Annotated in this window: 11 protein-coding genes; 3 read left to right on the top strand and 8 right to left on the bottom strand. The window is 48.1% G+C overall.

Annotated elements, in window-relative coordinates; all coding sequences use genetic code 11:
- Positions 1 to 417: 417 nt before the first annotated feature.
- From FSB84_RS21435 to FSB84_RS21425, 3 genes are all read right to left on the bottom strand, one after another.
- Entirely contained in the window at positions 418 to 1,107 is a 690-nt protein-coding gene (locus FSB84_RS21435) for a cell division ATP-binding protein FtsE (protein ID WP_130539921.1), read from the bottom strand.
- Between the two features lie 95 nt (positions 1,108 to 1,202).
- Positions 1,203 to 2,582: a sensor histidine kinase gene (locus tag FSB84_RS21430; protein WP_225979850.1), complete on the bottom strand. Its 1,380-nt coding sequence runs from the start codon at positions 2,580 to 2,582 to the stop codon at positions 1,203 to 1,205.
- A complete protein-coding gene (locus FSB84_RS21425) occupies positions 2,579 to 3,274 on the bottom strand; it encodes a response regulator transcription factor (protein WP_130539920.1) in 696 nt (231 codons plus the stop codon). The genes FSB84_RS21430 and FSB84_RS21425 overlap by 4 nt, the downstream gene beginning before the upstream one ends.
- A gap of 184 nt (positions 3,275 to 3,458) precedes the next feature.
- Between FSB84_RS21425 and FSB84_RS21420 the strand changes: the two genes are divergently transcribed.
- Positions 3,459 to 5,084, top strand: coding sequence for a tetratricopeptide repeat protein (locus tag FSB84_RS21420; protein ID WP_130539919.1), 1,626 nt, complete (start codon positions 3,459 to 3,461; stop codon positions 5,082 to 5,084).
- A gap of 80 nt (positions 5,085 to 5,164) precedes the next feature.
- Here the strand turns inward: FSB84_RS21420 and FSB84_RS21415 are convergent, their stop codons facing one another.
- The 4 genes from FSB84_RS21415 to FSB84_RS21400 all read right to left on the bottom strand — a co-directional run bounded on the left by FSB84_RS21415 (position 5,165) and on the right by FSB84_RS21400 (position 12,774).
- On the bottom strand, positions 5,165 to 6,499 hold the full coding sequence (locus tag FSB84_RS21415) for an aryl-sulfate sulfotransferase (protein WP_158644048.1): 1,335 nt from the start codon (positions 6,497 to 6,499) through the stop codon (positions 5,165 to 5,167).
- 65 nt (positions 6,500 to 6,564) lie between these two features.
- On the bottom strand, positions 6,565 to 8,166 hold the full coding sequence (locus tag FSB84_RS21410) for a SusD/RagB family nutrient-binding outer membrane lipoprotein (protein WP_130539917.1): 1,602 nt from the start codon (positions 8,164 to 8,166) through the stop codon (positions 6,565 to 6,567).
- Positions 8,167 to 8,185: 19 nt separating this feature from the next.
- Positions 8,186 to 11,341: a SusC/RagA family TonB-linked outer membrane protein gene (locus FSB84_RS21405; protein ID WP_130539916.1), complete on the bottom strand. Its 3,156-nt coding sequence runs from the start codon at positions 11,339 to 11,341 to the stop codon at positions 8,186 to 8,188.
- Between the two features lie 206 nt (positions 11,342 to 11,547).
- A complete protein-coding gene (locus FSB84_RS21400; protein WP_130539915.1) occupies positions 11,548 to 12,774 on the bottom strand; it encodes an ROK family protein in 1,227 nt (408 codons plus the stop codon).
- 287 nt (positions 12,775 to 13,061) lie between these two features.
- On the opposite strand from FSB84_RS21400, the gene FSB84_RS21395 reads away from it, so the two are divergent.
- A complete protein-coding gene (locus FSB84_RS21395; protein WP_207234204.1) occupies positions 13,062 to 13,436 on the top strand; it encodes a DUF488 domain-containing protein in 375 nt (124 codons plus the stop codon).
- Between the two features lie 364 nt (positions 13,437 to 13,800).
- Here FSB84_RS21395 and FSB84_RS21390 read toward each other — a convergent pair whose 3' ends face one another.
- A complete protein-coding gene (locus tag FSB84_RS21390) occupies positions 13,801 to 14,361 on the bottom strand; it encodes a GNAT family N-acetyltransferase (RefSeq protein WP_130539914.1) in 561 nt (186 codons plus the stop codon).
- Between the two features lie 31 nt (positions 14,362 to 14,392).
- On the opposite strand from FSB84_RS21390, the gene FSB84_RS21385 reads away from it, so the two are divergent.
- A complete protein-coding gene (locus tag FSB84_RS21385) occupies positions 14,393 to 15,223 on the top strand; it encodes a polysaccharide deacetylase family protein (RefSeq protein WP_207234203.1) in 831 nt (276 codons plus the stop codon).
- The last annotated feature ends 14 nt before the right edge of the window (positions 15,224 to 15,237 follow it).

Genomic DNA, 15,237 nt, shown 5'->3' with positions numbered 1-15,237 from the left:
CCGAGGGAGAATATTGATGGGCTGTAATTGGTTGGATTGAGCGGTGGTGCAGAGCCAGGCTTCTTCGCTTATGTTTTCAAGACGCCTTGTCCATATCACTTTGTCAACAGTTACCCGATAGTGCGTGGCCCTAATGATAAATATTTCTGGAAACCTTATTAATAGTAACGGCCATCTGTAAGTGCAGATGGCCGTTACTTTTTTATCTATGTCTTAATGATTTCTTTTTTTGAAGCTGCACTCTCGAAGAGCAGTTGTCGAAGGGATATGGACAAGGCGTCTTGAAAACATAAGCGAAACAGTCCAATAGCATTACCAACCTCCTCATCTTTCCCCACAAAGCTCAGAAGACATCCTCCCGCGGCGGTTTGTTTTCACATCGCCGGTTCATATCCCTTTGCAACTGCGGGATGGCAATTAACTCATAGAGATGGAGGCATTGTCAATCACACGGCCGCGCTCTGTTCGCACGAGACGGGCAGGGAATTTATTGATCACGATGTAATCATGTGTTGCCATTACGATAGCAGTGCCGTAATCGCGGCTGATCTGCACCAGTAATTGCATGATTTCGTCGGAGGTTTCCGGATCGAGGTTACCTGTAGGTTCATCCGCCAGGATCAGTTTGGGTGAGTTGAGGAGCGCCCGGGCAATGTCTACCCTTTGCTGCTCTCCGCCGGAAAGCTCGTATGGCATTTTGAACCCTTTTGCTTTCAGCCCTACTTTGTCCAGTACGTCAACGATCTTTTCATCCATCAGTTTTTCGTCTTTCCAGCCGGTGGCTCTCAGCACGAATTTCAGGTTATCGTTCACGTTACGGTCTGTGAGCAGTTGGAAGTCCTGGAAAACCACGCCCAGGTTGCGGCGCAGGAAAGGAACTTTCTTCCAGTCCATTTTATTGAGATCGAAACCCACTACGGTACAGTCTCCTTCTTTGAGCGGGAGATCGCCATAAAGCGTTTTCAGTAAGCTTGATTTACCGGTGCCTGTCTTTCCAACCAGGTACACGAATTCGCCGCGGTTGACACGGAGGTTCACATCCTGCAGTACCAGGTTTTTGCCCTGGTAGATATTTGCGTGCCTGAGCTCGATGATTGCTTCCTGCATAGGTTAAGTGCCTTAATAAGAAACAAATGTACAGAAAGATCATTATGGTTTCCCTATTTGGCGGCAGGATTGGTACAGCAATTTTTGCACGAATGTCAATAATGCGATGGCAAAGTGATGGTGAATACAGAGCCCTCGCCTTCGGAGGATGCCACGGAAAGCTCGCCCTTGTGGAGTTTGATGATGCGGCTCACCAGGGAAAGCCCCAATCCGAAACCACTTTCCTCCCAGGTATTCGCGCCCCGGTAAAAAGGCTGGAAGATATAGGGAAGGTCTTCTTTGGGAATGCCCTTGCCTTTGTCGCGGATAGTAATGATGATATTTTCCTCTTCCACGGAAAGCCTTACCCAGGCTTTGTGATCGGATGAATATTTACAGGCGTTGGACACCAGGTTCTTGATGGCGGAGAAAAGCAGTTCTGCATTTCCGGCCACGATCAAACGTTCCTCTTTCTCGGGCAAACCTTCGAAACTCAATACCATGCTGTATTGAAGGTTCAGTTTGTTCAATGCGGCAGGCAATTGCATGAGGATTTCGTCTATCCGTATCTGTTCAATTTCCAGTCCGCCGGGATCTTCTGAAGCCTGTGCAAATTCCAGGAGGGTCTGCGTGAGCTTGCTTAGGTATTGCACGTCCTGGTAAACGGATTCCATGGTGCCGCGGTACTGACCGGCTTCGCGGTTCTTCTGCAGGCTGACTTCGAGCTGACTGGAAATAGCGGTAAGCGGCGTGCTCAGCTCGTGAGATGCATTGGCGATGAAACGACGCTGGATCTCGAAGCTCTCCTGCAGGCGGTTCAACAATTTGTTGAGGGTGTCCGACAGGTAAAACCATTCGTCGCGCACCTTTCCGGTATTGATACGCCGTGCGAGGTTGCGGGCGGAGATATCTTTGATATCGTCTGTGATCTGTCGGACGGGACGCAATAATCTTTCGGAGAAAATATAACCGGCGGCAAAAGCGGCCACTACTCCGCCACCAAAGCAAAGCCAGAGAATGATCTTGAGCTGCCCGAGTTTGGTAAGCCCATCTTCATCATAGGCGGCGGATACCATCACCATATTCACTGTACTGTCTGCCGGTCTCCAGGCAATGGCGTCATTGACGCCGGAAAAAAAATAGACAGGACTTTTCTTCTTCACCTGCTCAAAGATGGAGGGATCGAAGCTCAGTGTGTCGTTGGGTTGATCGCTGGAACGATAGATCAGCTGACCATCGCCGGTATACACTTCCATCACTTTTTTCTTCATGGTCATGGCCGTGCTGGAATCGATCTTCTGCAGGGTGCGTGGATCAAACACTTCCGGCTGCTGGAGCATACGGGCAGTGGTGATGGCGCGGTTGGTGAGCCTTCTCCGGATATCGTGTTCGCGGTTGGTATAATAAAAATAGAAAACTGCACTGCATACAAGCGCCAGCAGCACAAACACGATGCTGCCGAAAAGAACGGTGATCCGTATGCGAACAGGCATCATCGTTCAGTCGTTTTTAAGATATACCCCATTCCGATCTGTGTTTGAATGAGCTTGTGATTGTGTTCCTTATCGATCTTGTTCCGGAGATAGCTGATGTATACGTCGATGATATTTGTATTTGTATCGAAATCGATATCCCAGACATTGATGGAAATATCGGCACGGCTCACCACCCTGTTCTTGTTACGCAAAAGGAACTCCAGCAGCTGGAATTCTTTGGCGGTGAGATTGATCCTGCGTTCGCCGCGGCGGACTTCCTTATTGTCGAGGTTCATTTCCAGGTCGCCTGCCCGGAGCAGGTTTCCAACAGGTATCTGCTGGTACATGGTTCTTTTTAGCAAAACCTGTATCTTCAGCAGCAGTTCCTTGAATTCGAAAGGCTTCACCAGGTAATCGTCAGCTCCGGCATTATAGCCCTCTACCTTATCCGTCAGCCTGCTGAGACTGGTGAGCATGATCACGGGGATGCCGGGATGGTGGGCGCGGATGATCCGGCAAAGCTCGTATCCATTGATACCGGGCAGGTTGATATCCAGTATTACCAGGTTGAAATCGTGTTGAAAAAACAGCCTTTCCCCGATCTTTCCGTCATAAGCCACTTCAGCGTGATAGCCGTTTTCGATGAGACCGATCTTCAGTGTGTCCGCGATCTTTTTCTCATCTTCCACAATCAATATTTTCCTTTCCTCCATTGTACAAAGTTACATGCTTAAAAATAACCTATAGACGGTCCGCAGAACGGGTAAGCGGCAATTCTAATATCATTCTAATCCTATATTAATTCAACACTGAATTGAGATTTTTAATTTTAGCGTTCTCTGAATTTAGTAGTCATCCCCCATTCAGCCCTGCTGAAGGGACAATAAAAGTGCTTAAATGAAAAAAACTGTTACAGCTATTGCGCTGATCTGCGGCGCCACCAGCAGCTTTGCACAGGAACAACCAGATGCAAAGAATCTCATTTACCATCAGCGCTATACCAGCGCCCGCGAGGTTTTACACGCATCCCTGAAAGCCGACCCCAACAATGCGGGTAACTGGTATCTGCTCTCCCAGACCTTTCCGGGAAACGACAACGCTGCTGCCCTTCGCCAGGAGCTCAATGCAGCACCTGCTGAGGTTCGTAACCAACCCATGTTCGAAGTGGCTTACGGAGCCCTGCTGCTGAAGGAAGATAAGAAAGACAGCGCCGCTGCTCTCTTCAACCACGCCATGGAAGCTACTAAAGAAAAAGATGCAAACGTACTGGCCGGTGTAGCCAATGCCCACCTGGACGCAAAGAACGGCGACCCCCAGTTTGCACTCGCAGTGCTGGATAAAGCCATCAAGCGCGAAAAGAAAGATGCTGAGCTCTCCGCATTGCAGGGTGATGCATGGCGCAGGATCGGCGACGGTACCGCCGCTTACAAAGCCTACTCCGAAGCGCTGAACAAGAACAAGGATTGTGCAGCTGCACTCTATCAACTGGGCAAGATCTTCGTTGCCCAGAAGAACGACCAGCTCTACGTAGAATATTTCGATAAAGCCATCGCTGCAGATTCATTGTACGCGCCCGCTTACTACGAACTTTACTATCATTATTATTACCGCGATCTGCCAGAGGCTATGAGCTATTTCCTCAAATACAAACGCCACAGCGATCCCAGCGATGATAATGAATACCAGCTCACAGACCTGCTCTACCTCACAAAGAATTATGAGCCGGCTATCGAAAAAGCAAAAACACTCATCGCTACTTCTCCCAACAATGCGAGACTGTACAAACTCCTTGCTTATAGCTATCTCGGCCTCAGCGATACTGCTACTGCCATGTCTACCATGAAACAGTATTTCGCAACGGGTCACGACAGCAATTATGTAGCGAAGGATTTTGAAACGATGGCCGAGCTGTACGGCACACAGGCCGGCATGGAAGACAGCGCCATCGCCTATTACGAGAAAGCTGCCGAACGTCAGACAGACAGCACTGCTGCTTACGCTTATTATAAGAAACTCACAGACATCAGCAAGAAACTGAAGAACTATAGCCTCGAAGCGAAATACTCAGGCAGGTTCTATACCGGCAATGATCAGGCCACCAACCTGGACCTCTTCAACTGGGGCCTGGCGCATTTCAGAGCGGAAGAATATATTCAGGCCGATACGGTGTTTGGTTCTTATATCGCCAAATATCCGGAGCAGGCATTCGGTTACTACTGGCGTGCGCGCGCCAACTCCATGCACGATTCCACCATGGAAGCAGGTACTGCCATCCCCCATTATCATAACCTGATCGCTATCCTGGAAAAAGATACCAGCAATGCCACCAATAAAAAATGGCTGATCGAAGCATATGGTTATGTAGCGGCTTATGAAACCAATAAAGAAAAGGACTTCCCGGAAGCAATCACTTACCTCCAGAAAATCCTGGCTATCGATCCCGATAACAAAGACGCTCAACGATATATTTCCGTACTGGAAAAAAATGTTGGATCAAAACAACCTACACCCGGCGGAAAATAATTTTTTATTGAATTGTCATTCCATCGAAAAACAGGGGTGTAAGCACCAGGCAGTCTCCGGAAATCCGGAGGCTGTTTTTTTTATAGATTAGCGAAAGGGTTGCCAACGAATTCAGCGCGATAAAAAGGCTCTGCTACCTTGATGCTCCAGAGCACAGTGCCTGCTGCATCGGTCTTCACAAACTTACTATTGGTGGAACTGGCCGTAAGTAAATTTTGATCAGGCAATAGCATGGAACTGCCCATGATATTTGAATAAAGAGAAGATGGCAAAACTGTTTTTATTTTAGTAGTTGCCTTTTTCTGTTGTTCATCGATGGAGAAACTCATCAGCCTGCTCAGTGGCCGCTCCGCACTGCCATTATCGAACAACATCAGGTCCCCTGCCGGATTCCGGTGAGCATAATGCTGGAACATGAATTCATCAGCTGCATTCATCTCCACATTTCCTCCTTTGCCAAGCTTCCACATGATAACGCCATCTGATGCCCTGATCTTCCAGACCTGCGAGAATGAACGGAGCGACACGATGTAATTGTTGTCAGAATCCTGCACCACAGAATTGATCCAGGGCTGGTTGTGGATACCGGTCTCCGCTGCATCGGGTGAATCGAAGGTTGTCCACTCCCATACTTTCTTTCCATTGCGATCAAGTTCCAGGAGCCCATCGCCCGGTATGCTGCCGCCGGATTTTATTACATTGGTAACTGCCACGATATTACCGCGGTGATTGCGGCAGAGATCATGGTGAGCAGACCTGGTGAAATCCTTCGTGTTTTGTTTCACATAGAATAATGTGTCGCCACCCAGACTAAGCTCCATGATCACATTGCCATCGCCATAAGGAGTATTGTTTTCGTCTTCCAGGCAAAGCAGGGTGTTCTTATTTGTGAGCCTCACCACTTTCAAAGGATTTTTTGTGGTACGGTACCAGACCATCCTGCCTTTGTGATCGATCATGTAAATGCAGCCCCTGGGCGTTCCCCTGTTATTGAAAAGAAAATGACTGCCTTCAGATTCATTCAATGTATTGACAGCCGGATCATAGAATGCTTTCACAAATGCAGGGATCCTGGCCGTGGTAAAACTTTGTTCAACACTGCTCCATTCATCACCGGCGCCACCTACGGGAACGTGTACACGAAAACTGTAAGTAGTATTCTCTTTGAGTTGTGTAACAGTGATATTGTGATTGATCTTTTCTTTCGAAATGGCTGTACGTTTCGTTTCTCCGGTGCTTTGATCTGTTATGCTGATACTGGCGTCTGTCAGGCGGTTGAGCGTAAATTTTATCCTTGCGCTGAGCGCGGATGCTGAGTCGTTCAAAACAACGAGCTTACTGATGGCAACCTCACCCCCGTTCTTTTTGCAGGCAAAGAGGCTGATGGTACAAATGATGAAAAGCCATTGTTTCATATCACATAGATAAAATGAAGTGCGGCGGATCTGCATCCGCCGGCACTTATTGTTTTTTGAAGCAACTATTGTTTATCCCACCATACGGGCGTCATCATATCATTTTTATTGTCCATCCTGCCGATGGCTTCCTGGTAGTTCTTCGGATTCTGCAGAAATTCTGATTCCGGATAGAAGAACCTGCGTGGAATGGTATCAGCTCCGGGAGCATACCAGTCAACGCCTTTGAATCTCTTCAGGTCAGGGAGTCCGGTCCTGCGCCAGTTGGCATAAGCTTCAGTTCCATTGAGGAAGAAATTCACCCACATCTGCGTGTGGATCCTGTTCATGGCAGAATCATAAATCGTGGGGAATGGATCGAATTTACTTTTGAAATTGTCGATAGCTGCCTGCCCCATCGCCGGCACACCCGGATAGAACTGAGCAGCTTCGCAGGCGAATTGTAATCCTTTTTTGAAATGTCCTTCGGCATCGGTAATTCCACCCCATCCCCTGAGGGCAGCTTCTGCCAGCAGGAATTCCACTTCGGCAGGCGTTACATGGAAGAAAGGTGCATTGAGTGCGGAAACATATTTGCTGGGTTGCATGAACCTGTCGTCCTGGCCAACCCAGATGGATCCTCCACCAGGTAAATTCACAGTACCATAATCTCCCCATTCATTCCAGGCCATAGCGCCGGGTGATGTACCGATTGCAGGCATCAGTCCACTGATGTCCATCAAAGTAGGATCACCTATGATCTTGTTGCCGAAATAAGTTCCGCCATATATGTAGAGCCTGGGATCCTGGTATTTCACCAGTGTATCCACCAGGGTTCTTACCAGTCGGAAGCCTTCAGATCTTGGAGAGGCTTTGAATACCTGTGAGCGGCCGTTACCACGACTATCACCTGATCCGGACACCCAGGAAAATGCTTCGTGACGGGTCATGCAGATATCTGCCATATCTGTCATTACACCACCTGCGATAGCAGCTTCTACCTGTTTTTTCGCTTCAGCAAGATCACGTCTGGTGAGGCGGAAGCCGAGGCGCATTCTCATGGAGTTGGCGAGTTTTTTCCATTTGGTCACATTGCCATTGAACCAGAGATCACCATTGATGACTGGTCCATTCACATCAAGTTCTTTGAATGCCTCATCCAGCTCCTTGAAAAAGTCTTTGTAAATATCTTCCTGCTTATCGTATTTGGGCAGGAAGTTCCTGATGGGGTAACCCTGCATCGCATCTGTATAGGGCACATCTCCATACAAGTCTGTTATTTTGGAGAACACCATCACTTTTACGATCCTCGCCACTGCATGCAGGTTCACTTGTTTAGGATCACCGGCAGTTTTCTCGATCATGTCCTGCAGGTTTTTCAATTCGCGGGGATAAGTAGTTTCCCAGTGACTGTACCAATGGGTCTTGTCGGCTATCTGGTACATGCCTCCATGCTGCGTCCACCAGGAACCGCCAAGATGTTGAATAAGTGGAGAGGCAATACCGAGATCATATCTCCATACATCTTCCCTGTCTCCACTCATATCAGCCTGCACTTTTGTAAGCTGGTATTGCCCATCCAACTGCGTGTAGCCGGCTTTGTTCACGTTCAGATCTTCGAATCCCCTTGTACAGGCCTGAATGGCGAGTATACATCCGGCAAGGGTTATATATTGAATGCATTTCATTTTTTCAGACTTTTAAAGGTTAGAGTTTGATCAGCACATTGAATCCGTAACGTTTTCTGCCCGGCAATGAACCATATTCAAAACCCTGACCATTACCGTTATTATAGTTGGATTCAGGATCGATATTGGGTGTATTCTTTGAAATGATCCAAAGGTTACGCCCGATCAGTCCCACTGTTATATTTTGCACAGGAACTCTTTTGTAAAGGGATTTCGGCAAAGTGTAGTTGAGGCCGATATCACGAAGCTTTACAAAACCTCCGTCATAGATGAAAGGCCTGGGTGTGGTCTCAGAAACGGATCTCCAATAAACAGAAGGGCTGATGGCCACATCATTGGGTGTTCCATCATCTTTCGCTCCGGGCGCAATATAGCCGCGGTTCTGCTGAGTCGGCTCAGCGCCTACGCTACCGCCGTCTTGCCAGGCACGGATCTCACGGCTGTATTCATTCCATCCATCACGTCCTGGTAAAGTTGCTGGCGCTGTGCCCTGTCCATACATATTGAGGTTGCTCATGGAGAACAGATCGCCGCCTACCCTGATATCGATCACAGCCCTCAGTTCAAGACCTCTCCAGGTAAAACTGTTGGTGATACCACCGGTCCAGTCAGGCGTTGTATTGCCGAGCAACATGGGTGTTGAAGAATACACAGGTTTGCCATCTCCGGCGATTATCATTTCTCCCTTATCGTTATACGTAAAATCCACGCCATAGATCGATCCGAATTTTTCACCTACATCACCTGTGATGGTAGCGCCGGCCCAACGGGCCTGGGCAATGGTGAATGTTTCCAGTCCCTCGGCCAGTTTAACCACCTTGTTCCTGTTCCGTGCATAGTTGAAAGAAAGATCCCAGCGGAAGTCACTCAGCTTAACCGGCGTTGCTCTTACGAGGATCTCTACACCCTGGTTTTTCAGCGTGGCTGCATTCAGCAACGCATCATTGTAACCTGAAGAAGATGCAATCGGCAGGATCACGATAGCATCTTTAGTTTCTTCATTGTACCAGGTGAAATCAACACTGAGACGGTCTTTGAGGAATCCGATCTCAGCACCCAGTTCCTGCGATACTTTGAAAGTTGGTTTGATATTATCATTGGGTACCGTTGTGCCAAGGATCTCACCCATTGGCTTCCCGTCGAAAGTCAACCCTGTTAATGCATAATAAAAATCGGCGCTGCCCGGAATAGCATCGCTGCCCACCTTACCGAAAGAAGCACGCAGCTTGGCATAACTGACAGGGGTATTCGAAAGATCCAGGCTCTTTGACACTACCCAGCTCAGATCGAGTGATGGATAGAAATAAGACCAGTTGCTGGGTGGCAGGGTTGAAGACCAGTCGTTCCTTGCCTGGAAATTAACGAAGACCTGGTCTCTCCAGCTGAATTCAGCATTACCGAATACGGAATGAATAGCCCTGCTGGTATTACCGGCAGGCGCATCGATCACCCTGATGGATTTGAAGTTGGCAATGATATTCTTGCCTGGCTCTACTATTTCCTGCCCCGTGATCTCACGGTTGGTGTTCCTGGCCCGCATCAGGTTGCCACCCGCCATTGCATTCAGTTTGAAATCACCGAAGAGCGGCGTAACATAATTGATCATGGCCTGGTAGTTCTCTTCCTTCATGGAAATGCTTCTCAGCTGAAGAACACCGCCATCGCGGGAAGGAGTGTATTTGTCGTAGAAGTTCTCGAAATTGAAAGTATAAAAATCTGTACCCGCACTCACCTGTGCGCTCAGTTTTTCATTAAACTGATACTTCGCCGTTAGAGCGCCACCTACCCTTTTCTTATCACTGTTATTGGTGGTTTTGTTGATGGTCCAATAAGGATTTGCGCGATAGGGATTGCCCGTGTAATTGATATAACTACCATCCTCATTCTGGTAGTTTTTCAGCCAGGCCTGATCGAAGTTGCCTGCAATGGAAAGCAGGCCATTACCGATATTATTCACATCATCCGTAAGTGCCGGTCTGTTGGTCACATCTTCCAGCAGGAGGTTACCCTTGGCTTCTACAGTAAGCTTTTCTGTAACTTTCAATTCCCCGCGAAGCGAAAATGTATTCCGGCTGAAACCAGCTTTCGGATTAACATCTGTATTGCTGATGTTGGAGTATGAGAAACGCATATTGGCATTTTCGTTTCCTCCGGTAACGGCAACGGTATTCATCCAGGTAACGCCATTACGGAAGAACCCCTTCATATTGTCTTCAAGATATTTATAAGGTCTCTTTGTTCCATCGCGTTGCAGGATCGAGTCCACTTCAGTATAACGCGGCCCCCAGCTATCTACGATATTCGGCGCATCACCAACAGTTCTTGGAGTAAGTCCATTATTACCCTGCCCGTACAATTTCTGAACTTCATCCAGTTTTGTGTTCACGCGGTCGATGGTCATATTGCTGCTGAATTCCACGCCCAATCCTTTTCTTCCTCTGCCGCTCTTGGTAGTGATGAGCACAACGCCGTTCAGGGCACGGCTTCCATACAATACAGCTGCGGAGGCGCCTTTGAGAACGGTGATGGATTCCACATCATTGGGGTTGAGATCAGACAGACCGTCGCCGAGGTCAAAGCCTCCATTCTGATCGGCGCTGCCGATATTGCCATTCACTGCCGGCACACCATCTATCACGTAGAGTGGCTGGTTATTGCCCAGTAATTCGCGTACACCACGGATAGTGATACGCGAAGATCCTGTAGGACCTGCCGTAGTACCGGTGATGGATACCCCAGCGAGTTTACCTGCCAGTGATTGCATGGCATTGGTTTCACCAAAACCAGCAATGTCTTTGGCTGTAGCTTCCGCCACAGCATAACCGAGTGCACCTTTTTGTCTCTTGATGTTCAATGCGGTCACCACCACGGAACGCAGTTCAGACTCTTCCCTGCTCAGCGTGATGTTGAAAGTTGCCTGCCCTTTCACCGGTACTTCTTTGGTAACGAAGCCGAGAGAAGAGAAAACGAGGATCGCATTGTCGTTCGGAACTGTAATTGAAAATTTTCCAGCGGAGTTGGTGCTGGCGCCACCTGTTTTGCCCTTGATCAGGACGGTGGCCCCGGAAAGCGGCTGCCCATCGGCAGCATCCGTGACACTGCCCTCCACTTTCACCTGCGCCCAGGAATACATGGATAGCAATGCCATTGGCACTAGCATTAGCAATTTGTGCATGGTATGTTAGGTTTTGGTTGTTCAATCGTTGATGATAAGGTCATACAGTCACAAAACCATGTCACGAAGGGTCATCATTTCCTTCAACATAAATCTATAAAAAAGACCCGCAACTTTTTAAAATTCTTACAAAGTTTTACGCACTTTTTGATAAATGATATGCCGATTCACAGAAAATCAGTGAATTACGATTGAGGATCAGGCATTTATTTGCCGATTTTGCGGACAGAATTTGCAGATGTTGCAAATATATTGGGAGAGAAATGCTCCATTACCAGGATGGCGGCACCGATCAGTTCGGCTTCATAACCGAAATCGGAGATCAGCAATTCAGTATTATTGGCCAGTCTTGGGATGCAGTAACTGGTAATGGCCTGTTGTATCGGCGCGGTCACCAGCTTGCCCACTTTGGCGCCACGTCCGCTGAGCACAATGGCTTTGGGATTATTGATATGAATAAGAATAGATAAGCCTCTTCCGATCTTGTAAGCCGCTTCCATGAAGAGCTCGATGGCGTATTGATCACCCTGATTGGCCAGGTCCATCAACGCATTGCCGATCACCAGCTGATTCTGGTCAGTCAGAAAAGCCAGCCTGCTGAGCCTTCCCTTACTGATGCCCTGCAATGCTTTATCGGCTACTGCTAACAGTGATGCTTCGGATTCAAGACATCCCTGTTTGCCACAATAACACAGTGATCCTTTTTCAGAGATAGGGATATGACTGAACTCGCCGGCGAAACCATCATCGCCGCGATAGAGTTGTCCGTTTATGATCATGCCCAAACCGATGCCCCACCCCATATTGATCACCATCACATTCCTGAATTCGCGGGCCTTCCCGAAACGGTGCTCTGCCAGGGCAATAAGACTGGAATCGTTATCTATGAACACTTTCATACCCAATGCATCACTGAGATACTGACTGAGGCTTTTGCCTGTTACAGGAAGATAAGAGTAGTTGATGCCATCGATGGCATTCACCAGTCCGGGCATGCCAATGCCCGCTCCAATGATCTTGCTGCGAGGGATACCGGACTGATCGATATGACTGCTGATAGCCTGCACCAATGTATCCAGCGCCTCCGGATTATTCAGCAGCCGCAGCTCCACCACTTCCACGCCAGACACGTAATGGTTCTGCATGTCAACAATCCCGATACGCGCACTCAACTGGTCCATCGCGATGGTGACCACATAGAGCCTGTCCTGCTTCAACGCATACATCAGCGGCCTGCGTCCGCCGCTCGACGGAGCATATCCTTTCTTCTCCACAAAGCCCGACTTGATCAGGGAATTGATGGCAGTAGTGACCAGCGGAATACTTTTGCTGATCCTTTCGCTCAGGTCTGTACAGGACAACACCTTGCCATAATATAACTGGCGAATGATCTCGTAATACAAGGGAGACCTGTTTTCTGCAGTATCAAACATAGTGGTTCACTTATTCTTTGATGCAATGAGACGAAAACGATCATCAAGGTGAAGCCGGACCTGGGCAGGCAGAAAGAGTCCGGAGCTTAAACTTAGAAAAATTGTTTTTAAATTCACAAGACTTCCGGTAAAAATTTTGAAAGTATTGATACTTATTAAATCCCTGCCCTGAATCCGTCGTCTTCGCCCCTGGTCTTCTGCGTTTTTCTGCTGAGGCCATAGCAAATCCGAACCCTTTGAAAGATCGGCTGTTACATAAAACCGAAAGATCACTTCAAACTATTCATATGATCCAGATCAAACGAGCCTATGAAAAACGGGAGCAGACTGATGGCTATCGCATCCTGGTAGACCGGCTCTGGCCGCGCGGGCTCAGCAAAGCCACGCTTCATGCCGATCAATGGCTGAAAGAAGTAGCGCCATCCACAGAGCTTCGCAAATGGTTCAATCATGATCCTGAAAAGTGGAAAGAATTCATCAGACGGTATAAAGCTGAACTGAAAGGCAGTGACGCATTGAAAGAGCTGCGCACATTGGCGAAAACGAATCCGGTGGTTACACTTGTGTATGCTGCGCATGATGAAGAACACAATAATGCAGTTGTGTTGCAGAGCTTAATTTCTTCTCCCGCAAAAAGGATATCTCCCGCAAAAAGGATATGAACGCCGGTTGGGAAACAAACCGGCGCGGGAGAATAATTATGAGCTTTTTATTGGTTGGGTTGGGCTTTGGTGCTTAGCCAGGCTTTTTCGCTTATGTTTCCAGGACCGGCTTATCATATCACTTTTTGCTCCATCACGATAACAGGTGCAACAGATCATTTCTTCATTATTTCACTATTACACAGCCCTTGATTGCATTTCATTTATCTGCTGCACATTTTCGGTTCCATCCGGCGAGTGATATGAAAAATGTGGCCTTTGAAATGTAAGCGATGCAGTATGGCAATCATTCCTCCGCCCCATCCTTCCAATCCACAGCTCAAGAAAATTCTCCCGCGCCGGTTCATTTCAACAGACACATTTTTTATATCCCGAGACGGTCAAATTCCGAGACGGTCAAACGGTAGAGCGAATGCTGTTGCAGCGGATGCCCTTTCGGCAGGGCAGGATGTGCAAACTCTCCGATGGCGCGCATGCCGGCTTTCTGCATGATGCGCTCAGACCTTTTATTGGAGAGGGCAGTGAAAGAGAGGACGGCAGCCAGGTGCAAATCATCGAATGCGAATTGAAGACATCGTTGTGCGCCTTCAGTGGCAAATCCCTGTCCCCAGGCCGGCTGCATCAATCTCCAGCCGATCTCCACGCAGGGTGTGAAAGTGGCGGAGAAGTTCACATTGTTCAAGCCGATGAAGCCGATGAATTGCCCGGTATCAACACGGTCCACAGCAAAGAAACAATAACCGTGCTGTTCAAAATGCTGCCGGAATTTTTCAACCAGCACAACTGTTTCTTCAAAGGTTCTTGTTGATGGGAAGAATTCCATCACAACGGGATCGGCGTTCATCGCTGCAAACGGAGGGATGTCTGTATCCCGCCAGTTGCGGAAGCCCAGGCGGGCGGATTGAAATATGTAAGAATTGTTCATCTGATAAGGCAAAAATAAGGCTTCGCTCCTTTTGTCTGCTGCTGAAATTGAGTACCTTTCAAATACACAATTCAATGCCATGTACATGCGCCGGCTCTCCCCCTTTTTCTTTTTGCTTTTCTGCATTCATTCATTTGCACAATCCACGGGATCCTGGAAACAACATAAATGTGCAGTGACGCTCACGTATGATGATGCCATTGACCCGCATCTGGACCAGGCCATTCCATTGCTGGATTCGCTGGGATTGAAAGCAACCTTTTTTCTTACCTGCTCATCGCCGGCATTTACAAAACGTATCGCTGAGTGGAAACAGGTAGCAGTAACCGGACATGAGCTTGGCAATCATACCCTCTTCCATCCCTGCGAAGGCGGCAAGCCCGGCAGGGATTGGGTAATACCCGAATATGATCTGCGTAATTACAGTATACGACGAATGCAGGATGAAATGCGCATGACCAATGCCGTGCTTTTCTCAGTCGATGGCAAACAACAGAGGACCTTCGCTTATCCCTGCGGCGATCAAAGGTTACAGGATAGTCTATACCTCGATCCACATGATTTTGTTGCAGCAAGGGCTACCGGTGAACAACTTATTTCCATCAATGAAAAAAACCTGTACAGCCTTGGCTGTTTCGGCGTGAACGGACATACAGGGGAACAACTGATCAATGAAGTGAAGAAGGCGATGGCATCCGGTAAGGCTATCGTATTCCTCTTCCATGGCGTAGGTGGCGGGCATCCGATCAACGTATCGCTGGAAGCGCACAGGCAGCTGCTGCAATTCCTGAAAGAACAGGAAAAGGAAATATGCACAACCACTTTTCTCGAATTAGCAGAATGGATTAGAGGAAAACAGTAAATATTGTTATTTTG

This window comes from Pseudobacter ginsenosidimutans (genome assembly GCF_007970185.1).
Classification (GTDB): domain Bacteria; phylum Bacteroidota; class Bacteroidia; order Chitinophagales; family Chitinophagaceae; genus Pseudobacter; species Pseudobacter ginsenosidimutans.
Note: the sequence above shows the minus strand (reverse complement) of the source record. Positions and strands in the feature narration are given on the sequence as shown.

What these genes read in the sequence shown, in the direction of transcription:
- FSB84_RS21420 (WP_130539919.1), top strand. Translation starts at nt 3,459, where the DNA reads ATGAAAAAAACTGTTACAGCTATTGCGCTGATCTGCGGCGCCACCAGC.
- FSB84_RS21415 (WP_158644048.1), bottom strand. Translation starts at nt 6,499, where the DNA reads ATGAAACAATGGCTTTTCATCATTTGTACCATCAGCCTCTTTGCCTGC.
- FSB84_RS21400 (WP_130539915.1), bottom strand. Translation starts at nt 12,774, where the DNA reads ATGTTTGATACTGCAGAAAACAGGTCTCCCTTGTATTACGAGATCATT.
- FSB84_RS21435 (WP_130539921.1), bottom strand. Translation starts at nt 1,107, where the DNA reads ATGCAGGAAGCAATCATCGAGCTCAGGCACGCAAATATCTACCAGGGC.
- FSB84_RS21390 (WP_130539914.1), bottom strand. Translation starts at nt 14,361, where the DNA reads ATGAACAATTCTTACATATTTCAATCCGCCCGCCTGGGCTTCCGCAAC.
- FSB84_RS21410 (WP_130539917.1), bottom strand. Translation starts at nt 8,166, where the DNA reads ATGAAATGCATTCAATATATAACCCTTGCCGGATGTATACTCGCCATT.
- FSB84_RS21430 (WP_225979850.1), bottom strand. Translation starts at nt 2,582, where the DNA reads ATGATGCCTGTTCGCATACGGATCACCGTTCTTTTCGGCAGCATCGTG.
- FSB84_RS21405 (WP_130539916.1), bottom strand. Translation starts at nt 11,341, where the DNA reads ATGCACAAATTGCTAATGCTAGTGCCAATGGCATTGCTATCCATGTAT.
- FSB84_RS21425 (WP_130539920.1), bottom strand. Translation starts at nt 3,274, where the DNA reads ATGGAGGAAAGGAAAATATTGATTGTGGAAGATGAGAAAAAGATCGCG.
- FSB84_RS21395 (WP_207234204.1), top strand. Translation starts at nt 13,062, where the DNA reads ATGATCCAGATCAAACGAGCCTATGAAAAACGGGAGCAGACTGATGGC.